The 26,283-nt window shown below is 51.1% G+C and carries 20 protein-coding genes and 1 riboswitch; of the genes, 12 read left to right on the top strand and 8 right to left on the bottom strand.

Annotation, left to right across the window (positions count from 1 at the left end):
• Positions 1 to 44: 44 nt before the first annotated feature.
• The 3 genes from BP71_RS22440 to BP71_RS22430 all read right to left on the bottom strand — a co-directional run bounded on the left by BP71_RS22440 (position 45) and on the right by BP71_RS22430 (position 3,849).
• Positions 45 to 719 carry a response regulator transcription factor gene (locus BP71_RS22440; RefSeq protein ID WP_496383386.1) on the bottom strand — a complete coding sequence of 225 codons (675 nt, stop codon included), beginning with the start codon at positions 717 to 719 and terminating at the stop codon, positions 45 to 47.
• Positions 720 to 723: 4 nt separating this feature from the next.
• Entirely contained in the window at positions 724 to 2,112 is a 1,389-nt protein-coding gene (locus tag BP71_RS22435; protein WP_496383384.1) for a sensor histidine kinase, read from the bottom strand.
• A 93-nt stretch (positions 2,113 to 2,205) separates the two neighbouring features.
• Positions 2,206 to 3,849 carry a glycosyltransferase family protein gene (locus BP71_RS22430; protein ID WP_496383382.1) on the bottom strand — a complete coding sequence of 548 codons (1,644 nt, stop codon included), beginning with the start codon at positions 3,847 to 3,849 and terminating at the stop codon, positions 2,206 to 2,208.
• Between the two features lie 337 nt (positions 3,850 to 4,186).
• Here BP71_RS22430 and BP71_RS22425 point away from each other — a divergent pair, with 337 nt between their 5' ends.
• Positions 4,187 to 4,966 (top strand): GLPGLI family protein, encoded by a 780-nt coding sequence (locus BP71_RS22425; RefSeq protein WP_496383380.1) that lies wholly within the window; start codon positions 4,187 to 4,189, stop codon positions 4,964 to 4,966.
• On the top strand, positions 4,953 to 7,730 hold the full coding sequence (locus tag BP71_RS22420; protein ID WP_496383378.1) for a TonB-dependent receptor: 2,778 nt from the start codon (positions 4,953 to 4,955) through the stop codon (positions 7,728 to 7,730). Before BP71_RS22425 ends, BP71_RS22420 begins: the two co-directional genes overlap by 14 nt.
• A gap of 810 nt (positions 7,731 to 8,540) precedes the next feature.
• On the opposite strand, the gene BP71_RS22415 is transcribed toward BP71_RS22420, so the two are convergent.
• Complete coding sequence (locus BP71_RS22415) at positions 8,541 to 9,536, bottom strand: helix-turn-helix transcriptional regulator (RefSeq protein WP_496383376.1); 996 nt, start codon at positions 9,534 to 9,536, stop codon at positions 8,541 to 8,543.
• Positions 9,537 to 9,654: 118 nt separating this feature from the next.
• Between BP71_RS22415 and BP71_RS22410 the strand changes: the two genes are divergently transcribed.
• The 4 genes from BP71_RS22410 to BP71_RS22395 are packed head-to-tail and all read left to right on the top strand — an operon-like array spanning position 9,655 to position 14,680.
• Complete coding sequence (locus BP71_RS22410) at positions 9,655 to 12,045, top strand: TonB-dependent receptor (protein WP_496383374.1); 2,391 nt, start codon at positions 9,655 to 9,657, stop codon at positions 12,043 to 12,045.
• Between the two features lie 26 nt (positions 12,046 to 12,071).
• On the top strand, positions 12,072 to 13,283 hold the full coding sequence (locus BP71_RS22405) for a DUF4374 domain-containing protein (RefSeq protein WP_496383372.1): 1,212 nt from the start codon (positions 12,072 to 12,074) through the stop codon (positions 13,281 to 13,283).
• A 17-nt stretch (positions 13,284 to 13,300) separates the two neighbouring features.
• Positions 13,301 to 14,476, top strand: coding sequence for a PepSY-associated TM helix domain-containing protein (locus tag BP71_RS22400; protein ID WP_496383370.1), 1,176 nt, complete (start codon positions 13,301 to 13,303; stop codon positions 14,474 to 14,476).
• Positions 14,477 to 14,500: 24 nt separating this feature from the next.
• Positions 14,501 to 14,680, top strand: a complete 180-nt coding sequence (locus BP71_RS22395) for a hypothetical protein (protein WP_496383368.1) — start codon at positions 14,501 to 14,503, stop codon at positions 14,678 to 14,680.
• A 50-nt stretch (positions 14,681 to 14,730) separates the two neighbouring features.
• Here BP71_RS22395 and BP71_RS22390 read toward each other — a convergent pair whose 3' ends face one another.
• Complete coding sequence (locus tag BP71_RS22390; RefSeq protein ID WP_496383366.1) at positions 14,731 to 16,206, bottom strand: PepSY domain-containing protein; 1,476 nt, start codon at positions 16,204 to 16,206, stop codon at positions 14,731 to 14,733.
• A 66-nt stretch (positions 16,207 to 16,272) separates the two neighbouring features.
• On the bottom strand, positions 16,273 to 18,447 hold the full coding sequence (locus BP71_RS22385; protein WP_496383364.1) for a TonB-dependent receptor: 2,175 nt from the start codon (positions 18,445 to 18,447) through the stop codon (positions 16,273 to 16,275).
• A gap of 163 nt (positions 18,448 to 18,610) precedes the next feature.
• A riboswitch (cobalamin riboswitch) is annotated at positions 18,611 to 18,844 on the bottom strand.
• Positions 18,845 to 18,944: 100 nt separating this feature from the next.
• On the opposite strand from BP71_RS22385, the gene BP71_RS22380 reads away from it, so the two are divergent.
• The 4 genes from BP71_RS22380 (at position 18,945) to BP71_RS22365 (ending at position 23,003) form a co-directional block, all read left to right on the top strand.
• Entirely contained in the window at positions 18,945 to 19,289 is a 345-nt protein-coding gene (locus BP71_RS22380; RefSeq protein ID WP_496383362.1) for a winged helix-turn-helix domain-containing protein, read from the top strand.
• Positions 19,290 to 19,369: 80 nt separating this feature from the next.
• A complete protein-coding gene (locus tag BP71_RS22375; protein ID WP_496383360.1) occupies positions 19,370 to 21,358 on the top strand; it encodes a TonB-dependent receptor plug domain-containing protein in 1,989 nt (662 codons plus the stop codon).
• Between the two features lie 3 nt (positions 21,359 to 21,361).
• On the top strand, positions 21,362 to 22,489 hold the full coding sequence (locus BP71_RS22370) for a cytochrome-c peroxidase (RefSeq protein ID WP_496383358.1): 1,128 nt from the start codon (positions 21,362 to 21,364) through the stop codon (positions 22,487 to 22,489).
• A 1-nt stretch (position 22,490) separates the two neighbouring features.
• Positions 22,491 to 23,003 (top strand): molybdopterin-dependent oxidoreductase, encoded by a 513-nt coding sequence (locus BP71_RS22365; RefSeq protein WP_496383357.1) that lies wholly within the window; start codon positions 22,491 to 22,493, stop codon positions 23,001 to 23,003.
• 33 nt (positions 23,004 to 23,036) lie between these two features.
• Here BP71_RS22365 and BP71_RS22360 read toward each other — a convergent pair whose 3' ends face one another.
• Both BP71_RS22360 and BP71_RS22355 read right to left on the bottom strand, forming a co-directional pair.
• Positions 23,037 to 24,575, bottom strand: a complete 1,539-nt coding sequence (locus BP71_RS22360) for an alkaline phosphatase family protein (protein ID WP_496383355.1) — start codon at positions 24,573 to 24,575, stop codon at positions 23,037 to 23,039.
• Between the two features lie 12 nt (positions 24,576 to 24,587).
• Positions 24,588 to 25,394 carry a hypothetical protein gene (locus BP71_RS22355; protein ID WP_496383353.1) on the bottom strand — a complete coding sequence of 269 codons (807 nt, stop codon included), beginning with the start codon at positions 25,392 to 25,394 and terminating at the stop codon, positions 24,588 to 24,590.
• A 176-nt stretch (positions 25,395 to 25,570) separates the two neighbouring features.
• Between BP71_RS22355 and BP71_RS22350 the strand changes: the two genes are divergently transcribed.
• Positions 25,571 to 25,741, top strand: coding sequence for a hypothetical protein (locus tag BP71_RS22350; protein ID WP_496383351.1), 171 nt, complete (start codon positions 25,571 to 25,573; stop codon positions 25,739 to 25,741).
• Complete coding sequence (locus BP71_RS22345) at positions 25,707 to 26,234, top strand: DUF6169 family protein (protein ID WP_496383349.1); 528 nt, start codon at positions 25,707 to 25,709, stop codon at positions 26,232 to 26,234. Before BP71_RS22350 ends, BP71_RS22345 begins: the two co-directional genes overlap by 35 nt.
• Positions 26,235 to 26,283 lie beyond the last annotated feature (49 nt).

Below are 26,283 nucleotides of genomic sequence, written 5' to 3'. Positions count from 1 at the left end.
CATGACGCATGGGCGTTCAAAAACTTTCAGGTTCCGCGCTCCGGTCAGAAAATGAGCTTGTAACCCCTTCCGCGGATGTTGATGATCTGCACCCGGGGATCTTCCCGAAGGTGCCTTCGTAATTTTGTAATGAAAACGTCGAGGCTGCGCCCGTTAAAAAACGAATCGTCACCCCAAAGTTCATTCAGGACCTCGCTGCGTTCGAGCACCTGGTTCCGTTGCTGGTAGAGTTTCCGCAATAGCTCGGCCTCCCGGTGCGACAGCGCTACCTCCCGGCCCTCCATCGCCAGTTTCTGCTTAGCAGGATCAAGGGAGTACTTCCCGATCCTGAGCATTTCGGGCAAGTGCGGACTTCCGGCACCGGCACGTAGCAACGCATTGATCCGGACAATAAGTTCATCCAGACTGAAAGGTTTTTTGAGATAATCATTCCCTCCGAGTTCGAAGCCCCGAACCACATCCGCGGTCTGCGAACGGGCGGTCAGGAACATAATCGGGATATGCGGGTTTTCCCGGCGGATGTGTTCGGCCATGGTGAATCCATCCATATCGGGCATCATCACATCCGCAACAACGATGTCGGGCTGATGCTGCCGGAACTGCTCCAGACCTTCCACCCCATTTCCGGCATAGAGTACATTAAACCCGCGAAAAGCGAGACTATCCTTTACGATCATGCCCAGTGCGGGCTCGTCTTCGATCAACAGTACGGTTGGCATGATGTTAAAATTTTAGTATAAATGCGCTTCCCTTCCCCGGTTCGCTCGTCACGCTGATGCTGCCTCCATGCTTTTCTACGACTTGCCTGGCATAGGCGAGCCCCAGTCCAAATCCCTTGACCTGATGCAGGTCGCCGGTGGGGACGCGGAAAAAGCGGTCAAAAACAGACTCCTGGTAAGCTTTGGGAATGCCTATCCCATTGTCCGAAACCGTCAGTTGCCACCCTTTCTGCTCCCGACGGAAGTCAAAAGATATCGTTACGCGATCATGTGAGTACTTGATCGCATTGTCGATCAGGTTGTTGAGCACATTTCCGAAATGCATTCGGTCAACGTGCACGGTGGTTCCAAACGGAATGTGCATATTAAAAATCACCTTCTTTGCCGACTTGACCCGGTGATTGGCCGCCAGATCGCCTATCATTTCAGCGAGACCGACCGCCTCGGTATGGCATTCCATCTCTCCTTTCTCCTCCACTGCCAGGTTCAGTACCTTTTCCACGAGGTCCGACAGCCGTTGCAGATTATTTTGCGAAATATTAAGGTATTCCTGCGTCTTGTGCGGATCGTCGAGTGCGCCAAAATGCTGCAATGCTTCCACTGCCGCGGTCACCGTCGCAATCGGCGTTTTGAGCTCATGGGTCATGTTGTTGATGAATTCGTTCTTGATATCCGAAAGCTTCTTCTGCCGGAGGATTGTCCGCAGCATAAATACGAAGGAGCCCGTCGTGAGCAGGAGCAGCACCAGTGAGCAGCCCAGCAGCCAGCCCATGCGCTGCAGCATATAGGGAACCGGCGTATCGAATGTAGCTTGTACAAACAAATGCCGGACGGGGTTAATGGGCAGCGGGACCGTGGAGAAGGTACCGTTTTGATCATGCATGCTGCCGCTATTGTCAAAGATCATCACATTGCCTGTGTTGCTTTTCGGCCGGATCGTCAGTGTATCCAGCCTGAACTCCGCCACAATCCCCCTTCCGTACAATTCTGCACGGTAGGCCGAATCCAGCCTGTCCAAACGGATTTTATCACCCTCCTTCCATCCCTGGACAAGCAAATGAGAAATGCGCCGCGCAAGGGTATCCGCCGGGGTGGGTTGTATGCTGTCGTTTGTAATTTTGTAGAAAAACCGCGACCCTGCTGTGCCATTCACCCCCAATCGTTTCATGACTACGTGTGTCTCCCGGCGATCGCTCGTTCCCTCCCCCAAAAACACCCGCGCCTTACTGATCTGATGGCCTTCCACGACCAGGAATAATGCATCCTGCACATTCTGCACAAATTGCTGCTGGTTAAGCTGGTAGGTAGTCCATAGCCAATAGCCCTGAAATGCATTGATCGCAACAATGCAGACAGTAATCAGCCAGAAAACAGATCGGATACGGCGGTTCATAACACAGCAAATCTAAGCTTCCCAAAGGATGATCCGCTGCGGGTTAACACTATTTAACACTAAATAGCATGAATTAATGGGTTCCCGGAAAGGCTACTGAACCTGAGACAGTTCGGGCACTTCCTTCCTGTGAAAAATCCTGACCCCAGCCAATTCCGCTACGAACCGGTAATGCTCCCGCACGTATTCGCGGACCACGGGCACCTTGTCGTGCGGTAAAAACTGGTGGCCGCGTTCGGAATAGTCGCGGATCATCGCCTCCACAAAAATCTTAGGCTTATTCTCCTCCATGTCTTCCAGGAAATCATCCGTCCAGGCGGAAATAAGGGGCGAATTCATGGAGAAATGAAATGTATGGACATCGCGGTACCCCATCGCTCTCTGGGCACTTACGTGCAGGCCATCGCGCCACCCCCATACCACAATCCGGTCTTCCGGGCTGGTATGACGGACGATATGGCTCACTATTTTCCTGTCCACATCCACCCACGGATCGTAGCCCACGTCCTGATCCAGGTATTTCAGGTTTACAGCGGTTTGCAGTACGCTACCCAGGAGCAAAAAAGCGACGGCCAGTTTTTGAACGACCGGCCTGCTTACGGAAATCATAAGTCCGTTAAAAATCAACAGCGGGACAATGAGGAACAGTTTGTAGTGCTCAAAGTTATTTCCCGACTGCAACACCGCATACACGCTCAGGATCAGCAGCATGAACGAAAACAGGAACAAAATCCATTGCCCTTTGACCTCTGTTTTCCACTTTTCAAATGCCAGTACCGGCAATACGACGGCCATAGCTGTCAATACGAGCAGGTAAATACCCGAGCTGGTCGCGTAAAACAGGAAAGGTACGACCCGCCATGGGCTGAAGCGCTCGGCCATAGGCATCGATGAAAACTGCGTTGTAAAGGAGTAATAGTAATAATTCCAGAAATAGTTATTCCAGAAAACATCCAGTTTGCCGAGCATCCCATAGTAAATATTCACCCAAACCGTAGGCAATAAGCAACCTGCGAACAATGCGAACATGTTACGCCAGTCCCTGCGCCCAGCCATAACCGCCAACAGAAATACACCGGTGAGCAATCCCATGGGCGCGTTCTGAAATTTTGCATACACCAGACTTCCCAGCAAAACTCCCGTCCCCGCAGCGACACGCGCATTGTCCCAACGCCTATATACGTACAGAAAAAACAATGCAACACCCGCGGTCACCATCAGGATACTCACGTGCTCCGAATTGTAAGCGGCGAAAATATGGCATATCGTAGCCAGAAAAGCGGTAAGGCTCCACGTGATGATCAGGCTCGTGTTTCTCCCTGCAAAAAGCTTGCAGATCAGGTAGAGCAGCCACGTAGTTCCCATCCAGAGCAGCAATCCGATGATCTCAGCGCTGCTGTAACTAACGGGCATTCCGGCCCAGGAGCCCGCCACCAACGGGAATACCGTCAATGGCCTGGCATCGGTATAATTCAATAATGTCCAAAGCTTGTCGGGGTAGTGATTGATGGCTATTACCGCGCTCAGCCATGTGCTGGTATCGATATCGTATTCCCGTTCGCGCAGATAGGGAAACCGGAATACGCATAGCATCGTGAGCATCGCGGCGATCAGGGCGGCGGCTTGTTTACCAGCAATTTCCTGCGGAAATTTTTTAATATACAACCTCGACAGCCACAGGCTTGCGAGGAAAATCAGCAGGAACAGCGCAGCTTTAAAGTAAAAGCTATAAATCATATTGAAGAGGGTTATGAATGTTGGCCATTCTTAAATTAAATACCTGACTACCATTGGTGCGTCATTCGATCAGCGGATGGAAACAGGGAACGGGATAGAGAGTTTGATGAAGAAGGGGCAGAAGATTTATACACCCGCTACCCCAAGATACCGATATACGGCCAGCAACCAACAAAAATGTAACCTTTCTTAGTTTTCGGTTCCAGGCATAGAACTGAGTCTATCTTTCTTTGAATTTTAACAAGAAATCCATTAACGCTATTTAACATTAAATAGCAGTACCTTACAAATCGTCACCTGACCTTTGATCCGTCAAATCAAAACATAAGTGACTATCATGAAAACACATCTTTTCATTCTACTGCTGCTTACCATGGCTGTAAAAGCCTATCCGCAATCTTCCGGCCGGATCACGTATGAAGTAGTACGAAAGGTTGATCCCTCGGGAATGCGTATCGTCATCAATGGCGAACAGGTCAAACCCGGCGACCCCAACTTTCCTTCCGATATTCCCGATACCCGGACATTTGGACAGAAAGTACTATTTGCCGGAAACTACGCCCGCGAAAACCGTGACGAGCAGAATATGATGATGCGGACCATTGTGCAGGGACCCGGCGCGGGAGGTGCCCCGCAAAGTACAAATCTGGGAAGACCATTCGAGGAACAAACCATCATTGATTTCCAGGCACAGAAAATCCTGACGTTTCTGACTGTCGGCAAAGAGAAAGATGCACTTACTTACAAAACGGAAGTGCCTATTGAACGGGTGAGTGACTGGCAAATGACCGATCAGACCCGCAAGATCGCCGGCTATCTGTGCCGGAAGGCGACGGTGAGCTATCGCAATGAACCATATGCGGTATGGTTCACCACGGACCTGCCGCTCCGGTATGCACCTGTCCCTGCATTAACGCCCGAAAAAGGAGTCGCACTGCTGGTAGAAGGCAGCCGCGAACAATACAAAGCCACGAAAGTCAGCCTCGAAGTCATCGACCCGAAACTGGTCGAACCCGGAACGCAGGCTGAAACGGTCACAAAAGAGCGCCTGGCAGATATCCGTCAAAAAGCAATGGCCGATTTTCAACAAAAAATGATGACCGGTGAAGGTAATTAACCTCTTTTGGCTACTGCTCTTTTGCACGACGCTTACGGTTTCGGGCCAGAAAACAAGCGGCACAGGAGAGATTACCGGTGTCGTGCTGGATTCGGCCACCCACAAACCCATGCGGACCGCCTCGGCGTCCTTACTAGCCGCACGCGACTCGGCTTACATTACGGCCACCATTACGGACGGCGACGGCCGCTTCCGGCTGCGTAACATCCCGCCGGGGAACTACCGGCTGCTGGTCACGTTTATCGGCTACCGTAATCTATCGAAAAGCATTCAGGTTCCTGCAGGAAGTCCGGCGGACGCGGGGATGCTATGGATGTCGGAACAGGGCAATCAGTTGGGCGAAGTCGTAATCAGGCAGGAAAGTGCGCCCGTCACGATCAAAGCCGACACGCTGGAATTCAATGCCGGCTCGTTCAAGACACAGCCCAATGCCCAGGTGGAAGAACTGCTGCGAAAACTGCCTGGCGTGGAAGTAGCCCGGGACGGGTCAATCAAGGCAAACGGGCAGGCTGTCAGCAAGGTCCTGGTCGACGGCAAGCCTTTTTTTGGAAATGACCCGAAAATGGCGACCCGCAACCTCCCTGCCGACATTATCGATAAGGTACAACTTTATGACCAGTCGTCCGACCAATCCCAGTTCTCGGGAATGGACGACGGTAACCGTGAACGAACGATCAACCTGACGATAAGAAAAGACAAGGGCAAAGGATACTTCGGCCAGAATGCCCTGGGTGCAGGTCCCAGCCCCGGGGCGCAGGCTGCACGGTACCAGGCCCGGCTGAATGTCAACCGCTTCAATAACCGCAATGGCGGCCCGGTCAGGCAAATTTCAGCCATCGGGCAGGCCAACAACCTGAACCAGCAGAACTTTACCATGCAGGATGCCAGCGCCCCCGGTGCCGGAGGGCCCGTGATCGTCGGGGAAGGAGGCAACGCGCAGGAAGATGCCCAGACGCCGTCGGCCATTACCGAAGTGCGGGCGGGCGGTTTCAACTACCGCAATGAGAGTGCAACTATGCGCTGGGGGAAACGGACTGAAATGGCCGCCAGCTACTTCGTCGGACAGAGCGTCACCACTACCGACCAGGCCAGTCATCGCGAAAACATCCTACCCGGACAATCGTTTCTAACCGACCAGATTTATTTTTCAAAGAATTCCATGACCACCCATCGGCTGAACGGCCGGTTTGACCTGCCGCTCGATTCCATGACCAGCCTGCGCGTGACGCCAAATATCAGTTTACAATATAAGGATGAACTGGCCCGCTGGCGAAGCGGCTCTTATCGATCCACGGGAGATTCGCTCAATAATGGCGCTACCAGCAACGATCGGGACGGGCACAGTATCAATGGCTACAACAATCTGCTGCTCATGCGAAAGTTCACTAAAGAAGGCAGGACATTCTCGGCCCACCTCAATACGATCCTGGCAGATGGGAAAACCACCGCTTACAACCGTTCTTTCAATACCTATTACGACGCAACAAGAGATGACAGCCTGCTCGACCAGCGCAATCTCCAAAACAGCTACTCGCTTCAGAACAACCTGACGCTTTCTTTCACCGAGCCATTATCGCTGACGCAAAAATTCGAATTCCGCTACGCATACAGCAATACCTTCAACAAACTTGCCCGGCTCACCGCCGACAGGGATGAGGAAAAGGGAGGTTACGATTTGCCCAACGAGGAATTGAGCAATGATTTCAGTAACACATTCGAAACCCACCGGCTGGGCTCGTCTTTCCAAACCCGTCGCCTCCGTTATAGCTGGACCCTGGGCATGGACCTCCAACGATCGGCTCTTCGTGCGGACGATCGTTCCGGAAGTGAACTTTCCACCCGGGCATTCTGGTACCTGATGCCCAATGCGCTTTTCACTTACACTTTCCAGGGTAACCGGAACCTGCGGCTGCAATACCGCACACGCACCAGTCCACCCGGCGCTACGCAACTCCAGCCGGTTGCCGACAACTCGAATCCGATGAATATCAGAACAGGTAATCCTGCATTGAAGCCCGAATATTACCATACGCTGACGTTGACCTATCATGGAGCGGCGCAATCGGGAGGCAACAATCTGTTTGCGTTTGCCAATCTCAATCAGAGCGATAACCGCATCAGCACATCCACCAGCACCGGCCCGGGCGGAGCACAACTCATTCAGCCGGTCAACACGGCGGGATACTGGTCGATCAACGGAGTCGTTTCGCTGAGCCGCAAACTAGTACCTGTGAAGCTGACGATCGGGTTAACGACACAGGCCAGCGTCACCCGGAGCATTGGACTGATCAATACGCGGAGCAATGTCTCGCGAAACACCGTCATCGGGCAGGGTATCCGCTTCCAGTCGGATTACAACGGCAAAATCGATTACGGTTTGAGCGCCCGGATCAATTACCAGCAAGCACGGTATTCCCTCCTGCCCCGGCAAAACGCGAACTATTGGTCGCAGTACGCTACCGCCGATGTGCATTGGCAGCTGCCGGGCCATTTCGTATTGAATACTGACCTCACCTACACCGGCACTTCGGGCCGTGCGGAAGGCTACAATCAGCAGTTTGTATTATGGAATGCATTTTTAGCCAAACAGTTTCTGAAAAGCAGGCAGGCCGAGGTGCGGCTTCAGGTCTTCGATCTCCTCAATCAAAACCGCAGCCTGGTGCGCAACACGTCCGATTCTTATATCGAAGACGTTCGCAGCAAAGTACTGCGCCGCTACTTCCTGATCAGCGTGGTATACAATCTGCGCAAATTCGGCGTCTAAGCTTGCCTTGGAGTACAACCAAACAAAAAGCGTGTCAAAGATCTCTTTGACACGCTTCCAACTACTGTTCGTTTATCGGCTTATTATTCTTTCTTAGATCATTTCGAGCACCACTGTCGCCCATACGCCTCAGCGCCAGCAGAATGAAAACCCCCATCCCCGGCCCACATGCTTACATCTACTGCGTATATGAGTAAAGTGATTAAAATTGTAAAATTACTTATGTAAAAGTATCACAAAAATTCAGGTATTAGTATAAAACTAATTTGATATTTTCTGAAAAATACAGCGAGTAAGGATTTTGCTGCAAAAACCTGATTCTCAGAGTAAGTAAAACAAAAAGCGCATCCGGGAAACCCTGATACGCTTCGATACTTAACTTGCTATTGCTTATCTATTAACATACGAAGTATGCCGCATTTATGCCCGTCCCTCTACCGGGAATAACGCGCGTCCTTCCGGGTCGTATCTGTCCTGCTCACATCGGCCACAGCTATTGTTTCGCATCCAGGTGACAGCAGGTTACGGCCCTGCGAGTAACGCCAGAATCATCAACACGAGCAGCGCGATGGCCTTTACCCATCCGCTGGCATTGGATGTATAATTGTACAGTTTCTTTATCATGCGAGGCAAATCAAAGTACGTATGCCTATACACGGCCTGTTTGTCGTATTATTGACAGCTAGCTTGCCCTGTCAACAATAACGGCTGAGTCCGACGCATCAAAGCTTGCGAATTTGCCGGAAATTTGTTGTACACTTTTTACCTTTTATTTGTAGAAATATATCTATATTCCGAACATTCAATCGCTCACTTGAGATCTTTCGGAAGTTGTCCGTACTTACGTTTGAATGCGGCGGTGAAATGCTGGGGGTTTTTATAACCTGATAATGCAGCTATTTCTGCAATGGTGATGTTGTGGGAGGTGTCCAGAATACGTCTCCTGGCCTCATCGAGACGGATATCGCTGATATAGCCAAAAACAGTTGTTCCAAAAAGCTCTTTAAAGCCCTCCTGCAATTTTGTCCGGTTCATCCCGGCGACTTTCGCCAGCTCGTCGATCGAATAAGGATCGTAAACGCGGTTGATTAACAGGTGCTTTACCTCGTGAAGCTTGTCTGCGTCTGCCCTCTTTAACACCTTTCTGCCTTTTTGCGAGGCATTGATCTGATCGATCTGCATGGTGAGCAATTCAGCCACTTTAGCTTCCACAAAAACCTTCTTAAGCGCACCATGATACGGGCAGTCCCGGACCTCGGCCAGCACCCGTTTCATGCCCGGAGTAATGGGAAATGCGCGGTTACCCATAATGGCGGGATGGTTCGCCTCGATATCCCTGCCAAATTCCCGGAGTACTTCCAGGTCGTTCCGAAAAAGCCCCCGCAGAAAATCCAGTGACAGCTCAATCTCGACACTATACGATAGCGGCTTTTTAAGATAATGCAGGTTTCCTTTCAATGCAGGGTAAAAAAGCAGGGCATGCGATCCGCCATAAATCTCCGTTTCAATCTCAAATTTCGCGTTCGGAAAGTACAGACAACCGGTTGTCGAAAGCTCGAAGTGCATTTGCAGATAAGGGAAGTCGCTTTCAAGGATTTGAACCAGATCGTTTTCCAGCGCTCCCTCGATCATGGAAAAGATCATGCCGGGGCAGTATATACGGTGAATTTTGGAGTGAATGCCACCATATTCAAACTCATGATGTGCTTCACGGATACCGCCCCGATCCTCCACCTCGTACCCGCTCGCATATTCCCGGACGTGATTCAGCTCGGCAAAGTCCTCGGATTTAAATACAATTTTCATCAAACTCCTGTTTTTGGCGGCATTAATACTGCTTTTCGCGTTAACCCGGCCCGAAGGTTCCGAAGTACATTTGCGCTTATTTTTAAACAGTCTTAATTAAGTAAAATTAAAACACAAATTGAAACCTTTCCTCTTCCTGTTACGATTTTTTCTGCTTGTGGTGCTAATCACACCAGTAACTTCCTATGCACAAGAAAGTTATAAAATACAGGGAGTAGTTAAGGATGGCCAGGGGGCGGCGCTGGCCGGCGCTTCCGTTGGCATTGCAACGTTTAATATTTTTGTCGTCACCGACGAACAGGGACATTTTTCACTGTCCGCCCCGCTCCGTGAATCGTATGCAATCACAGCTCAACATATAGGTTTCAAAAAACAGACCCGCACCATTTCAACCAAAAATCTCCGGAACAATCCACTGACATTCACCTTGCAGGAGGACCAGACACAGCTCTCGGAAGTCCAGGTTACCGGCCGGACTGAAACGCAGGAGGCCAGGCTGCAACCCATTAAGGCAGAGGTGATCAATACCAAAGCGGTGCAAGAGCAGCCGTCCACACTGGTGGAACTTATGAACCGCTCCGCCGGCATCCGCATCCGTCAAACCGGCGGGCTGGGTTCCAATGCGGGCCTGATGATGAATGGTTTCCAGGACCGCGCGATCAAGAATTTCAAAGACGGTATCCCGATGGATTACCTGGGCGCAGGCTACAATATCGGCCTCGTACCTGTGAACATGCTTGAACGCGTGGAGGTGTACAAGGGCGTACTGCCTACGGGCCTGGGCGCCGACGCCCTGGGCGGGGCGGTGAACCTGGTGACGAAAAAATCGCTGTACCGCTATGCCGAGGCTTCCTATGAAATTGCTTCCTTCAATACCCACCGGGTTTCATTGAATGGGCTGTACAGTGACACTACGCGGCATTTCTTTGTAGGGGCGGATGCGTTCCTGAACCGGTCGGATAACAATTACAAGGTCGACGTAATGGTTATCGATCATGAAACCGCTGCCCGAAGCGAAGCCCGGGTGAGGCTGTTCCATAATCAATTCACCAACTATTATGCCGAAGCATATGGCGGACTCACCGGCCTGCGCTGGGCCGACGAACTACGTGTGGGCCTGACGTGGTTCCGCATTAACCGCCAGAATCAGTATGGCTCGTCGATGTCACAGCCTTTTGGCGCTGCGGTGAGCCGGCAATACGCTCTGATCCCTACCCTGCGCTACCGTAAGGCCTTCAACCGGCTAAGCCTCGACCAGTTCCTGACGGCCAGTAACATTCACGTGGAGCAGGTAGATACCGCCCGGGGTACCTACGACTGGTACGGCCACTTCATTCCGAGCCCCTCGCGCCTGGGCGAAGTAACCGTCAACGGCAGCCTGTCGGACATCACATTTTCTTATTTTACGTCCCGCACCAATGTCGGGTACCAGATCAACGACGCCCATAAAGCCGAACTAAATATCGTATCGACCAACATCGGGCGGGATGGCCGGGACCCGATGGGCCTGAAACTTCCGGCAAGCGGCCAGGATATTCTCTCCCTTCCCGCCAAGTACTACAAATTTGTAGGCGCCGCGGGGCTGCAATCCGTTTTTTGGAATGAAAAACTGACCAACAACCTCATTGCCAAGTATTACTACTATAACACTTCCACCATTAATGTCGATGTTTACGGGACGGCCTTGGGTGAGCATCGCTATGCTTCCAATAGCAGTTTCGGGATCGCAGAAGCTTTGAAAATCGCCCTGACGCCCGGAACGTTCTTCCGCATATCAGCAGAAGCGGCCACGCGTCTGCCCGAGCAGGATGAAATGTTCGGCGACGGCAACTTCCACCGCTCCAACTTCCTGCTCAAACCGGAGAAGAGCGTCAACATCAATGCCGGTTTCCGTACTGAAAAGCGGAATACGTACAATCTGGAAGTCAATGCGTTTTACCGTAAAACCCGCGACCTGATCCTGAAAGTCCCCATCGACTTCCTTTTTACGCAGAATCAGAATGTCAGCAATGTGAAGGGAATCGGCCTGGAAACCGATCTCACGGTGTTCCTCACGCGCTGGCTGCGCGCGAACGGGAATTTCACCTACCAGGACTTCCGGCTGTTTGACACCGGCAACCGGTTGACGGAAAAAGCCCGACTCCGCAACACCCCCTATTTTTTCGCGAACCTGGGCCTGAACGGCAACCTCGACCGGATAGTCGGCAAAGGGAAGCTCCAACTCTACTATTATTTCACGTTTGTCCGCGAATACTACCTCGACTACGTACCGAAATCGCTCGAACCGGATGGCTTTCTGGGACTTTGGGGAAAGGCCAAATTCGACGCGCCCAATATCATCCCGAGCCAGGCTTTACATTCCGCGGGATTCACTTTCAATCCTGTCAATGAGCGCTTTGCGATCGGTTTCCAGGCTAAAAACATTTTCAATACCAACGTCTATGACAACTTCCGGATCCAGAATGCCGGCCGCAGTTTCCATCTGAAAGTCAATTATACCCTCAAATAAATTTATCCATTTTACAATCCATATTCATGAAAACATCTTTGATTAAATCACTCCTTTTCTGCCTCGCCCTGGCAGCCTTTGCCGGCTGCTCATCCGATGATAACAGCGACCCGACGCCCACTCCGGAGACCAAAGAGAAATTTGTGCTCATGACTTCGATCGACCGTTTCGGAGCAGGCTACTTCACTGCCCTGGACGGATTGCCGTCCGGAACCATTCAAAACACCAACTCCAAATCACTGCAGGTCGCAGATGCTTTTGGCTTCCGTTCATTTGGGAAATGGTTTTTCAACCGGTCCAATGCAGCGGGCGACGGAGGCCTGCAGAAATACTCCCTCAATGCAGACGGCAGTCTGAAAGACGAGGGTTTTATCGCCGGCGCATCACAATACCTGGTGGTGAATGAGACCACCGGCTATTACCTCGATGAAACACGTGCGCTGCTGAAACTGCAAAAATTTAACCCTACGACCATGTTGCGCACCGGGGAGGTGGATCTTTCTGCCGTTCAGAAACAAGGTGTGGAATACCAGGCTGTGGGTAAACATACCATTGCAGCGAAAGAAGGAAAACTGTTCGTAGGCATTTCCTACGGCACCAAAGTGGCAGCAGGTTATGGAGACGAGGTGTTCAACGCCATCGAGTTTGCGGTGGTCGACATCGCTACCGACAAATATGAGAAATCAATTAAATATGACGGATTGAAAGGGGTAGGCTGGGGTTCATCAGGCAATAAAATGTGGTCGATCGGCGACGATGGTGCATTGTACCTGTACAGCACGGGACTCGGAATTACTGCGTTCTCCAACACGGCCATCATCCGCATCAAAAAAGGTGAAACGGATTTTGACAAGTCGTGGGTTTTCTCCACCAAAGAATGGCAGTCGGCCAATTCCCTGGCTATCGCACTGATCAAAGGCGGAAAACTGTACTTCGAAATGGCCTCGGAACCATTGAAAGCGGATTATTCGAACCTGAGTAAAGCGCCTATCTTCGACTACTACACCTATGATTTCACGACCAGGCAGGTTACCAAGTTGGAGGGACTACCCCGGCACGAATATGCTTACGCCAATGATCAGGCTATTACCGAGATCGACGGCAAAGTGTTTTTGTGGGTTAAAAACGCAACTCAGAAAATCGACGGCTACTATGTATTGGACGGCACCAAGGCAACTCAGGCATTTAATGTGGCGCTGGACGGCGCGGTACAGGGCTTTGTAAAGCTGGCTGAATAATCCTAAACCCCAATCCCATGAGTTCCGTAAAGCAAATCAAAACCTGGTTCCTGGTCCACAAATGGACGAGCCTGATCTGTACCGCCTTCCTGCTGATGCTGTGCCTCACGGGCCTGCCGCTGATCTTCCACGAGGAAATTGAAGAGCTGGAGGGCAAACCGAAGCTGGCGAAACAGGTCGCGGAAGGTACGCCGCCGGCCGGGCTGGATAAGTTGGCAGAATCCGCAAAAGCCAAGTATCCGGACAAGGTAATCCGCTTCGTTTACTGGGACGAACACGAGCCGAATACCACCACATTCAGCTTATCCGATTCTATCGACGCTCCGCCCGACAATTTCACGACGGTGATCGTCGATGACCACACGGCGGAAGTCCTGGACACGCCCAACTTTCAGGAAGGCTTCATGTATGTCATGCTGCAATTGCACATAGACATGTTCATGGGGATTGGCGGGAAGCTTTTTCTCGGGCTCATGGGGCTGCTGTTTGTAGCAGCCATCGTTTCGGGCATTATGCTTTACGGGCCAATCATGAAACGGTTCGATTTCGGAATGGTCCGCACCGAACGTTCGACCCGACTGAAGTGGCTCGACCTGCATAACCTGCTGGGTGTTGTCACAATCGTGTGGGGTACGGTGGTGGGATTAACCGGGGTCATCAACACGGCCTCCGAAATCGTGCTCGGGTTATGGCAGATAGGCCAGCTGTCCGAAATGACCGCTCCTTATAAAAATGCCAGGCCACTCACCGGCAAACTAAGCTCACTGGATGAAGCGGTTGCCTTGGCGAAGCAAAAAGCGCCTGAAATGGAACCGTCGATCATTACCTACCCGGGAACCATGTTTACCAGCAAACACCACTATGCCGTATTCATGAAGGGCAATACACCGCTCACCAAGCGGCTCATCAAACCGGCGCTGATCGATGCAAAAAACGGCACACTGACGGACATGCGTGACATGCCCTGGTATGTGAATATGCTTTTTGTGTCCCAACCCCTGCATTTCGGAGATTACGGCGGGTTACCGCTGAAAATCATCTGGGCCCTGTTCGACATCGCGACGATCGTGATCCTGGGCAGCGGGCTTTACCTCTGGTTTGCCCGGAACAAAGCCACGAAGGCACATATCAACCGGCTAACGAAAAACGAAACGGAGATCCTGACCGTCATTGCGCAAAAAGAGAATGCATAACCGGCCATTTAAACACATTCAATAATGAAAAATAACTTCTGGGAGGTTTGGGGCATGCCCGTCATCATCGGCATCTGCTCCGCCGTGGGTCTCCTTTCCGCATTGACAGGCGACAACCTCTGGGATGTCGCTTCCTGGCTCACGCTGGGGTTTCCGGTGGCAGTTAGCTTTTGGTTTTTGCGGAAAACGAGGGTTAAATCTTAAAATTTAATGCCACTAATGCACCACTGCGGTACATTAGTGGCATACAAAAACTAAAACCGAACCTTCCGCATCACCCACTTCCAGGTCAGAACCAGCCCCGTGACGCTTGCCAAAGTCCCGCCTATCATCAACAAAATCACCACAATATCCCACAGCGGCCTTTTGGAAACCAGCCACCGAAAATCCAGGCTGTGCAGCCCGTGATATAGCCAACGCTCCAGCCGGCTCAGGTCCTGGTGTTTCAGAACTACCTGCCCGGTTTGCAAATCCACATAATACCAGGGTTCATCCTCCGACGCCATTTTGACCCGCAGCACCGGCAACCGCTTATCTGCATTTCGGGAATAATAGTAATCATCATAATCCCGAAGTACAACCGCTTCCTTCAGATCTACCGCAGGATTCATTTCCTTCACTTTCTCGACAAACCCTTCCGTTCCGAATTGCTGAAACGGCAATGCCGACGCGTCACTGGCCGCCAGCACACGCACGTGCAGATCATCCTCATAGGCAAGGTAATAGGGCTTGCCATCCCATTGCATTACATGCAGCTCCTTGGCATCAATTACGGGTCGAAACTTTGCGAAAGCTGCCGCAGGCGAAACCGTAAACTTCCGCGTGTCAAGCACACCTCCCGCCCATTGCTCCGACTCCTCTGCCCCGAGCCTCGTGAAGGGCGCCCAGTCCCAGGGCGTCATGGACAGCAACCCGCTGAACACCCAGGTAAAAACGAACAACCCAAACACGAAACCGGTATAATGATGCCAGCGAAACCATTTCCTTTTATACGGACTGAATGCCAGCCCGCGGTTCCGTTTGTAACGGACAAAACCCATTACAATCCCGGCAATGCACATGAAGGAGCCAAGCGACGAGGTCCATACGATGATGTCATTCCAAAGCGGCCGGTTACGGAGCAATACCGTCGGATAGATCCAATGCGGAATAGGCCCTAACCAGGCCAGAAATCGCTGCCGGGCATTCACCAGCTGTACTACTTCACCCGTCTGCGCGGATACGTACACATAGGTGTCCGCATCATCACCCATCTGAATGCGGTACACGGGCGTCGTGTACCCCTGTGAGCGCGCGGCCGCCATCCATTGATCGATGTCTGTAAGCAGCTCAACACTTCGTGTTTTGTTCAAATGGGTGAAATCAAAAGCCAGTCGGACGGCCAGCCCCGGATCGGCTCCTTTGAATAATGTTCCGTCGTCAGCGAAAACAGCTTTATACTCACCCCGGATCGTAGTCAGGCGGAAAACCGGTCTGTCGAGCATCATCCCGATCCGCACCGAGCGCAGCGTATCCCGGACACCCGCGTGTTCCAATGCTTCCAAGACGGTTAGCGTCGCCTTTTCCAAACGCGGCGATGGCAGGCGCTGCAACTTTTCGTACTGGCGCATGGTTGGGTATTTCACGTACATCATGGCGAAACCCGACAGGAACCAGATCACAAACAGCAAACTCAATGCAAAACCCAGGTAGCGATGCAGAAGCAAGGTTAGTTTGATTAGTCTCTTCATTTTTTGTTTGCCACGAAGACCCGAACATTCACAAATGAAAATACCATCCATTCGTGGTATAAAACCCTACAAACTATACTTCAAACTAACCAGAAAATTCCGCGTGGCACCCGGCGAAAACTGGTTCGCGTAAATCGCATTGGCATAGTAGCGTTCATTGAAAAGATTATTGATATTCAATCGCATCCCTATCCGGCCCACCCGGTATCCTACCGCCAGATCAGCCACCGTATAGGCCGGCATCACATAAGTATTTGCGCTGTTTGTAAATGTCTCATCCATGTAATTGACACCTGCCCCAATGCTGGCACCTTTCAAAGCACCCTTTTGTGCCTCATAATTCAGCCACACATTCACCATGTTTTCAGGCGCAAAAGCGACTTGTTTTCCGGCGACTGGATTGATCTCCGGGCCGTCATGAGCCAGGTATTGCGCTTTGGAATAGGTATAACCCGCCGTCAGGTCCAGACCGGGGGCGAGATTTCCATTAATCTCAAACTCAATCCCCTTCGACTCCGCCGAACCGATGCGTTTGTAAATGCCGCCCGGCAACGCTTCCAGCTGATTGTTTTTACGCATGTAGTAGAATGCCAGGTTGGCCGCCCACCGTCCATTCATTTCCAGACGGCTGCCTACTTCTCCCTGATAGCCTGTTTCCGGATCGAACGTCTCGCCATTCGGTGCTACGCGGCGGGCAGGTTTGAAGTAGGTCGAGTATGAGCCGTATACCGACAGTGCTTCCAATGGCTGGTACACCAGCCCGGCGCGATAAGTCAATGCCGATTTTGAGATTTTGGATTCCGCCCCTTTCCCGGTGACGTTCCGGTCAGCATCGATCTGGTCTGTATAGTAAGTGCCGCGAAAAATATCGTACCGCAAGCCTAGAAGACCTTTCAGTTGATCGCTGATCTTGATCCAGTCCTGCACGTAAATGCCGTGTACATTTTCCATTGTCGCACGGTAATAGGTAGCCCTGACATCGATGTAGCCCTGGTTCAGGATCGGGTTACGGACTGAGACCGTTGCATTCTTGCCAGGCCCGAACACATCGCCGTTGTAGGTTTTACGGTCGAGGATGCTCAGCGAATAACCAGCCAGCAACTTGTGCAAAATGCCTTTGGTATCGAAGGCGTAAGTCAGTTCCAGCTGATTTTGCAATGGCTTGGTGAGGTGGTTGAAATAAAACGGAAACGAACGGTTGAGCGAATCGAGCGTAGCATTGAAACTCAGTTCCTCGGTCGAGAAATAATTGATATTATCGTCGTAATACGACAGCTGGTCCGAGATCGTCAAACCCGAGTTGAACTTGTGTACATATTTCAGCTGGTAATCATAGCGGGTATGTTTCAGAAAATCGGCCGGGTCGTTGTAACGCGTGTCGCGATCCATTCCGGGTGCAAGTTTGCCGCCTTCCAGCACCGGCAACCCGGTATCGGTGTCGTAAATATCCTTATTGGCGCCGATCGTCAGGTAAATCAGGTCCCGTTCGGTAGGCGTATATTCCAATGCAAGGTAACCGTTGTTGGTATTGGAGCCGGAATGGCGGTAACCATCGGTATCCGACACCCCGAAATCAACGCGATAGCGCAGTTTGCCGCTGATGGGCCCGCCCGTACCCGCACGGATCCGCCGGGTATTGAAAGTGCCATAAGCCGCCGAGAAGTCTGCTTTAAAGTCGGCACTCGGCCTTTTTCGAGCGATATTGATGATCCCTCCTAATGCCGAATGCCCGAAAAGCACCGAAGCAGGACCTTTAAGCACCTCCACGCTTTCCACATTGGCCAGGTTGGTGCTCGGCGCGCTCGTCGAAATGTTATGCCGCTCATCGCGCACGCCATCGACCATCAATACAAAATTGGAAAAACCACGGATCGTAAAATGCTGGAAACCGCCATAGGTATTGTTCGCCCGAACGCCGGTGGTGTTCTTCATCGCTTCCTGCAAATCATCGATCCCGCGTTGCTCGATCGTACGCGCCGACACTGAGGAGGTCGTCAGCGGCATGTCCCGGACCGGCACATCGATCTTGTTGACGGCAGAAAACGCATTGCGTCCGACGCCGGAGACTGTCACTTCCGACAAATGGTGAGTCCGTTCCACGCTGTCGGACAACGTAGCCGGCTTGGTTTGTGCAAATGCACGGTCATCTGGCGCAGCGGTCAACACGACGGCCGTTAATGCCCATAAAGCGGTTTTCCTTGCGCTGCCATTCCGCGGGCAGCAGGGAGTAAAACTGAACATACTTTTAACTGAGTTGGTTAGAAATGAGTTAAAAGCCCGTCAATCACTTTTCGGATGGCTTTTTCAGAGGGAGGAAGGACGAAAGGGAGGAGGTAATGGGGCACGATTATCCCACAGCATACGCCATATTCCGGTCCTGACTCAGCCTCACCTCGCGAAAGCATCGTCAACATCCAAAAAGGCAGGTCTCCTGACTTGTAACATCTACACCGTCCTTCCCGGGGGAATATAATTTTGAATGATTGAATAATCGTGTCATTCAGTCATTCAAAATTGCCCCAGTGGACTTCTCTTTGGCATAGACTATCCCGTTACTTACAGTTGCGCGACAGTTCGTGATTTGCACACGATTCCCTATTAATTCACTGATTGTGAAACCTTTTTGGTTGGAAAAATAAATTAAAGAACTTGTTTGGGGCGCAAAGTTACGATTTAATGATAGTTTGCGGCGTTGAATGCTGAGATAACACCTACAAACATTTTAAAAAGCTTTTGTCATGGAAAGACACGTCGAAACACGCCTGCGGCATTGGGTATATGTGGATCAGGTCAAATTTTTCGGCCCGGGGCGCTATGAACTGCTGGAACGGATCGGTGAAACCGGTTCCATCGCACAGGCTGCCAAAGACATGGGCTTGTCCTATAAAAAAGCCTGGGCGATGATCGACGCGCTGAACACACTCGGCAAAGACCAGTATGTAGTAACCCAGAAAGGTGGTACCAAAGGTGGCGGTACCGTGCTCACCGAAACCGCGAAGAAGGTCATGAAAGCCTACAAAAGACTGAACGACAAATTGCTGGCTGCACTGGCCGAAGAACCAGAGCTTTTATCACTCGTCTGACGCACCTCGTCAATTTTTTTCCGCACAATACGATGGAGTTTTTATATTTGCGATATGTACGTTCATACATATCGCAAATAATGAGAAAATCTTTTGTACCCTTAGCTCTTATTCTTCATTTCTCCCTATCCTCCATTGCCCAGCAGGCCCACGAAACACCCCACACAACGGACCGTACTTTCCAGCTTGGCGAGGTGCGTGTATCGGGCATCCAAATGGGGGACAGCATTGCTTCCCGCCTTTCCTATGAGACCATTGAAAAATTCAACCGGAACGACCTTTCCAATGCATTGAACATCCTGCCCGGGGTAAGCATCGCCAATGTCGGGCCGAGGAATGAGTCGGTTGTATACGTACGCGGGTTCGACCTGCGCCAGGTGCCTGTGTACATGGATGGCGTACCCGTATATGTGCCATACGATGGTTACGTGGATATGGGGCGTTTCACGACTTTCGACCTCGCGAGTGTGAACGTTTCCAAAGGTTTTACCTCCATCCTCTATGGAGCCAATACCATGGGCGGGGCGGTCAACCTTGTGTCGCGTAAGCCGGTGAGCAAGTTGGAGATCAATGGGCGCGCCGGCGTTTTCAGCGGCGACGGCTATCGCTGGAATGTGAATGCGGGCTCACGGCTGGGCCAATTCTTTTACCAGGTCGGAGCATCACAACTTAAACAAAACACCTACCCTCTTTCCGGCGATTTCAAACCGCGTAAATACCAGCAAACCGACGATCGCGCAAATGCCTACCGCGATGATCTGAAATTCAGTGTCAAAGCTGGTTATACACCTAATGCAACAGATGAGTACGTGATCGGCTACGTCAACCAGCACGGCGAAAAAGGAACACCGCCTTACGTGGGTGATGATTCCAGGATTACTACGCGCTTCTGGAAATGGCCAAAATGGAACAAGCAGAGCCTCTATTTCATCTCCAATACCGCTGTTGGAGAAAAAAACAAGGTCAAAACGAGGCTGTACTACGACACTTTCGTGAATTCGCTGTTCAGCTACGACGATACCACCTACACCGCCCAAACCAAAGGTTACGCATTCCAGAGTTACTACGATGATTACACTCTGGGTGGCAATGCGGAGTTCGAATCGCGGGCCTGGGCGAATAATGTGTTCAAATTCAATGTGCAGTACAAACGTGACGTCCACCGCGAGCACGACCTCGACGAGCCGGTACAATCCTACACCGACAACACGCTCTCTATCGGAATCGAAAACACCTACCAGATCATTCCATCGCTTTCGGTAGTACCCGGCATCAATTTCAACGCACGGAATGCAGGAGAAGCGCAGGAATACAATGCAACCACCAGGGAGCTTACCGATTTTACGGATAGTAAAAACAATGCCGTGAATGCACAGATCGGCCTTTTCTGGGACATCAACGCTCATCACGCCGTGCGCGGGTCCGTAGCGCGCAAGACCCGTTTTGCCACGATCAAGGACCGCTACTCCTATCGCATGGGACAGGCTATCCCGAATCCCGACCTGCACGCCGAAGTCGCGTTGAACTACGACCTCAGCTATTCAGGTAAAGTCGGGGAGAAACTCGCATTACAGGCCAGCCTTTTCCAGAGCAACATCGACGACATCATCCAGCAGGTCGATCATGTGCAGCCGAATAAATTCCAGCTGCAAAATGCCGGCAAAGCGCGCTTTTACGGAGCCGAGGCCGGTTTTGATTACCAGATAATTAACGGACTGAAACTGGGGTCGAACTATTCTTTTATCAAACGCAAGAACAAAACGAACCCGGCGATCCTGTTTACGAATGTACCGGAGCACAAGCTAATTACCTATGCTGATTTCTCATTTCTGAAAGTGTTGAACGTCCTTGCCAGCCTCGAACACAACGGCAGCCGCAACAGTACCAGTTACGGCACCAAAGCCGGCGCCTACACGCTCGTGAATGCGAAAGCTTCGTTGAAATTGTACAAATTCATCTCCGTGGAAGGTGGCATCAACAATATTTTTGACAGGAATTACAGCCTGGTCGAAGGTTTTCCGGAGGCAGGCAGGAATTTCTTTGTGAACCTGGTTTTCAATTATTTCTGATTAATGTCAAGACTTCGGGAGATTAAAGCCATGCATCAAAACAGACCAGGCTGGGCAGCAACCGGCCTGATCGCTTCTTTTTGTTTGTTTTGCAGCCTGATTTCCGCCACCCGGGCTCCCGAGCCCTACGCCTTGAAATACCCGGCTAACTTCGGTTCACGCTTTACCATACCGACGGATAACCCCGTCACAAAAGAAGGTGTATACCTGGGCAGGATGCTGTTTTACGAGAAAAAGCTTTCAGCCAACAACAAGTTATCCTGCGAAAGCTGTCACGAGCAACAACTGGCCTTTACCGATGGGCGGCCTGCAAGCATGGGCGTCGATGGCAGCTTTACGCCACGTAGCTCCATGTCGCTGACGAACCTGCTCTGGGTCCGCAATTTTTTCTGGGACGGGCGTTCGCAAAGCCTGGAAGAGCAGGCCGCGTTCCCGCTCACCGACGCCCACGAAATGGGTCAGCCGCTGCATGTATCCGTGGCAAAACTTAGCCAAACAGCGCACTACCCCGCATTGTTCGAAAGCGCATTCGGCAGCCGCATAATTACCGAAAAGAACATCCTGAAAGCATTGGCGCAGTTTGAAAGAATCCTTATTTCCGCGGATTCGCCATACGACCATTACCTGGCAGGAGCCTATCGGCCTACCGCCTCCGAAGTGCGCGGAATGCAACTTTTCGAGAATGCTCCTAACCCCAAAAAAGGCATCCGCGGAGCTAACTGCGGCCATTGCCACGGCGGTCCGAAAACTTTCAAAGAACTCTTTCATAATAATGGTCTCGACAACATATTTGCTGACGCAGGACGCGAAAAAGTCACCGGCCAGCCGATGGACAGGGGCCGGTTCCGCGTGCCTACCTTACGTAACATCATGCTCACAGCTCCGTACATGCACGACGGCCGTTTCAAAACCATCCGCGAAGTGCTCGATCATTACAGCGACCACATCCGCAACGGCAGTACACTGAGCAGTTTTTTGCAGGATATTTCCAATGAAGAAGGTGGTGAAACGCTTGCATTGCACGAAACCGAAAAAACCGACATCATTGCCTTCCTCGGTATGCTCACCGATTCTGCTTTCGTTACTAGCCCTGCATTTTCAAACCCGCATTCCATTTCAAAAACCGAATAACATGCAAAGAATCACGAAATTACCTTACGATACCATTTGGCTGATCCTGTTGCTGTGCGCTCTTCGCATGACGGCTCTGGGGCAAACCACTGCTACCCTGACCATTTCCGGGGAAGTAACTACGCCGCTCGAACTGAAAGTACAGGACCTGGCCGCAATGAAGCAGGTAAGTGCCAGAGTGAAGGACCGCGACGGAAAGGAACACGAGCTCAAAGGCGTCGCACTGATCGAATTGCTTGAAAAAGCCGGCGTAACGACCGGCCCAAAACTGCGAGGAGAAAATCTGGCAAAATACGCATTGATCACCGCCGCCGACGGTTACGAAGTACTCTATGCCCTGGCCGAACTGGATCCCGAATTCACAGATCAGGTGATCCTGCTGGCGACCGAGAAAGACGGACAGCCATTGCCTGCGGGCGAAGGGCCGTTCCGCATTGTCACACCCAGGGATAAAAAGCCGGCCCGCTGGATCCGAGAAGTGCGATCCATTAAAATTGCATTTGCTAAAAACTGATTTTCAGCGCCAGACAGAAAGGGCTTCGCCGCATTAACGCGCTGGCGTTCTTTCTGTTTTGGCATAATTGAAATAGCGGTAGGCACCTAAAATCGACATTTCAGCAGATAACCTGTACTTACCCCACGGATAAGCTGCCTCCGTTGTCACAACCTGTTTCCGGGAAATGCCGTTCTCCTTTTTTCCCTTTTTCAAGAGCTCGGTCACGGCTCTGCCATCCATTCCAACCGGTTTTGCCAAACCATAAATAGCAAGAACGGTCGGCGCGATATCGACATTCGAAGTAGGTAATTCCGTTGTCTCACCATTCTTAAAATCCGGACCCGCAGCCAGCAAAGCGATATTGATCTCATATGGGCTGGATCCGCCATGCCCGGCCACACCACCCGAAAAATCGGTTCCCGCGTACCCATTTTCATTTTTGCCGTCGTTCCAGTTGGGTGCCACCACAATGTCGCCCGAACGTTTGGGATGGTCGTAGTGGATCGCGTCGAAGGAAAGCGTCCCCTTCACCTGGCCCTGCATATCGCCCTTTTTCTTTGCTTTCGTAAACACAGCGCCCGCCCATTCCTGTTGGTGCAATGCGGCCACGATGTTCCTGATCACATCCACATTATGATTTTTCACATAAATCGCGCCTTCCGCCACTATCACGTCGTCCGATTCCTTGTCTTTCTTAAACCCTTCTTTGATCAGAAAATCCGAAAGTCCGGGCTTGGTGGTGTGTGTTACGAAACCGTGATCGGTAGAAATAATGATGTTGTAACGCTCAGTGAGGCCCTTTGCCTGCAATGCGTCGATAATCCTGCCAAACTGCCCGTCGACATACTGAATGGACTCTACCGCCTGCGATGATCCGATGCCATGCTCGTGCGCGGTGCCGTCGGGATCCGAAAACCAAATTGCGCTCACCAGCGGGCCGTTTTCATCCAGTCCGTATTTCAGCAACGCATCCGTGATCCATTTATGTTTGCCAAATTCTTCATCCGCACCCTGTGATACTAGTCCTATCTCGTTCATAACCTGACTTTTAAAAGATTCAGGCAAAATCAGTTCCGGGTTTACCACTGCTCCATTCACGCTGTGGTTTTGCAGAAAGGCCTGCCCGGTCGTTCCCGAGCTGAACACCATCATTTTCTCACCCGCGTCCGCCAATAGCTCCCCGAGCGATTTTGCGGTAAGTAATGGCCCGGAAGTAGCCGCAGGAATTTTGCTCAAATCGACGTAGCCAGTCCCGATCGCCTTATTCGCTGCCACTTCGGGAATGTAGATCGAATTGCCGAGCAATCCATGTGTGCCCGGATATGAGCCGGTCGCATAAGATGTTGAATTGACCCGCGTTACGGTTGGAAAAACGCTGTGATGATGTTTGCCCCAGGCCGCTTTTTGTTTGAATGCAAACAGGTTCGGCATTTGCTCCGCAGTGATATAGTCAGGGCGGAGGCCGTCAAAAAAGACGATCAATGTCCTTTTTTTGGATTGATCAATCGCTTTGCCTGTATGCCGGGCATGTACGAAACAAATGGATAGCAACAAAAGAGAAGAAAGCAGGAACGGTAAACGCAGTTTCATCTGTGCGGTGGTTTAGCGGATTTCGGAAACAGTAATCTGCCGGGAGGCGCGTTTGATGCCGTAGAGCAGTTGCTTGCCTGAGACAGACCGGTCGATCGCGATGCCCTGTCCTTCGATCGGCGCGGGTAATGTACGTATATATTCAAGCGTGTAACCCGAACGGGGCAATTTCAACGCATATACCTCCGCACGGTCGTGCCCGGTGCAGTACAGGAGCCCGTCGGCACCCCAGGCTCCGCCGGAATTGCTTTTGGGCGTAAAAAGGTCGATCAGATTTTTAGGAAATACCCAGGCTTCCACCTGCCGCCACTCCAAATCATACTTCACGAGTGACGTCCACCGTACATCCCTTCCCTCGCTCGATTCCTTCCCCGCATAATGCGCGAAACCGATGAACCAGTGACCGTCCTTCTGATCCAGCCAGGTCAGCGAGCCATGCTGCGCGATGCCAAAGCTGTGGGTATCCACGTGCGTCAATGTCTTCACATCAAAAATCTCCACCGAACTCGTCATCGGAATTTCGGGATAATTGGAATTCGCGCAATACAACTTTCCTTGGATCACTACCCCGCTGTTCAGATGAACAATCCCTTCCTTGGTCCCATCCCATGCGGCAACCTGTTTGCCGTCGGCTTTGGTATGCTTTGTAATGGTGCTGTTATTGATTACATAAAAGAACTGCGCATCCACCGCGACAGCCTGCTTGGCTTCTTTCACCTCGAAATCCCTCAGGGGCGTAAGCGTCTGCGCCAGGGAGGGGCGCAATGTCAGCAAAAGGAACGATAAGAGGCAGAACAACAGGAGTTTGAGCAGAGACATGGGGTTTCAGGAGTTTTTCAATGCTAAAAGTAGGAAAATAGGGTGTTTTCTACTTTACCGGAATGTTATCCGGAGTTTGGACATTGAAACTTGCCGTTTGAAAATCGGTGGTTCCCTGACTTGGCATAGCGATCTCCGGTTCGCTATCTTTGTAAAAATCAAAACATTACTCACAAATGGAAACGATGCTTACAGGCCAGGTAGAAAAGGGAAAAATAAAAGAAGCTCAAAAGGCACTTTACCGAAAACTGGTTGAAGACCAACGGGCTGTTGAAAAATATTTTCACGGCGAATACACACTGCAACAGTTACATGCAAAAGGAATTAAATTTTTTAAACCCATATGAAATCGTCACCGATGATTACGATCGCTATTGGTTCTTAACCGAGTCCGGCGTTTGTTATACCGCTTCTTTTGTGAAATCGTCCGGCTATTTTGACCATTACCCTCAGTTGGATCATCAACTCGCCACTTTTGCCTTTAAGCCATATGAAGTGAAAAATTCAATCTCTTTTGAAGATATTCAAAAAACCGTCGGCCATTGTAGCAAGGCAAGAATCAGAGACACAATCATCTGGTTACTTCTCGAGTCTTTCAGAGCATATCCGGAAAAATCAATTATCGTTATTTGTGAATCCTGCGACGAGCTAGCTGAGTGCCGACAGCGATTATTCGACAGGTGGATCAGAAATGCAAGCGTCCTTATTCCACATTCCATCTCTAAATACGATAGCACCTTTGCTGGCGAAGGTTACGGTTCAATCTTCATCCACAACCACAACCCACATCACGAATTGATCCGGGATGCATTTGTGGGCATCTCCGACTCTGACAAATAACCCTTACAATTGGCCTAAAATACCTAAAAGCCAGTATTGCAAATACAAC

The organism is Dyadobacter ginsengisoli DSM 21015 (assembly GCF_059568735.1).
This window is presented reverse-complemented; position numbering and strand designations above follow the sequence as displayed.

Bases quoted from the DNA above. Each gene is read 5' to 3' on its own strand.
- BP71_RS22355 (WP_496383353.1), bottom strand. From the start codon at position 25,394: ATGTCTCTGCTCAAACTCCTGTTGTTCTGCCTCTTATCGTTCCTTTTG.
- BP71_RS22365 (WP_496383357.1), top strand. From the start codon at position 22,491: ATGCAAAGAATCACGAAATTACCTTACGATACCATTTGGCTGATCCTG.
- BP71_RS22440 (WP_496383386.1), bottom strand. From the start codon at position 719: ATGCCAACCGTACTGTTGATCGAAGACGAGCCCGCACTGGGCATGATC.
- BP71_RS22430 (WP_496383382.1), bottom strand. From the start codon at position 3,849: ATGATTTATAGCTTTTACTTTAAAGCTGCGCTGTTCCTGCTGATTTTC.
- BP71_RS22415 (WP_496383376.1), bottom strand. From the start codon at position 9,536: ATGAAAATTGTATTTAAATCCGAGGACTTTGCCGAGCTGAATCACGTC.
- BP71_RS22370 (WP_496383358.1), top strand. From the start codon at position 21,362: ATGTCAAGACTTCGGGAGATTAAAGCCATGCATCAAAACAGACCAGGC.
- BP71_RS22380 (WP_496383362.1), top strand. From the start codon at position 18,945: ATGGAAAGACACGTCGAAACACGCCTGCGGCATTGGGTATATGTGGAT.
- BP71_RS22425 (WP_496383380.1), top strand. From the start codon at position 4,187: ATGAAAACACATCTTTTCATTCTACTGCTGCTTACCATGGCTGTAAAA.
- BP71_RS22345 (WP_496383349.1), top strand. From the start codon at position 25,707: ATGCAAAAGGAATTAAATTTTTTAAACCCATATGAAATCGTCACCGAT.
- BP71_RS22385 (WP_496383364.1), bottom strand. From the start codon at position 18,447: ATGTTCAGTTTTACTCCCTGCTGCCCGCGGAATGGCAGCGCAAGGAAA.
- BP71_RS22375 (WP_496383360.1), top strand. From the start codon at position 19,370: ATGAGAAAATCTTTTGTACCCTTAGCTCTTATTCTTCATTTCTCCCTA.
- BP71_RS22400 (WP_496383370.1), top strand. From the start codon at position 13,301: ATGAGTTCCGTAAAGCAAATCAAAACCTGGTTCCTGGTCCACAAATGG.
- BP71_RS22360 (WP_496383355.1), bottom strand. From the start codon at position 24,575: ATGAAACTGCGTTTACCGTTCCTGCTTTCTTCTCTTTTGTTGCTATCC.
- BP71_RS22405 (WP_496383372.1), top strand. From the start codon at position 12,072: ATGAAAACATCTTTGATTAAATCACTCCTTTTCTGCCTCGCCCTGGCA.
- BP71_RS22435 (WP_496383384.1), bottom strand. From the start codon at position 2,112: ATGAACCGCCGTATCCGATCTGTTTTCTGGCTGATTACTGTCTGCATT.
- BP71_RS22395 (WP_496383368.1), top strand. From the start codon at position 14,501: ATGAAAAATAACTTCTGGGAGGTTTGGGGCATGCCCGTCATCATCGGC.
- BP71_RS22390 (WP_496383366.1), bottom strand. From the start codon at position 16,206: ATGAAGAGACTAATCAAACTAACCTTGCTTCTGCATCGCTACCTGGGT.
- BP71_RS22350 (WP_496383351.1), top strand. From the start codon at position 25,571: ATGGAAACGATGCTTACAGGCCAGGTAGAAAAGGGAAAAATAAAAGAA.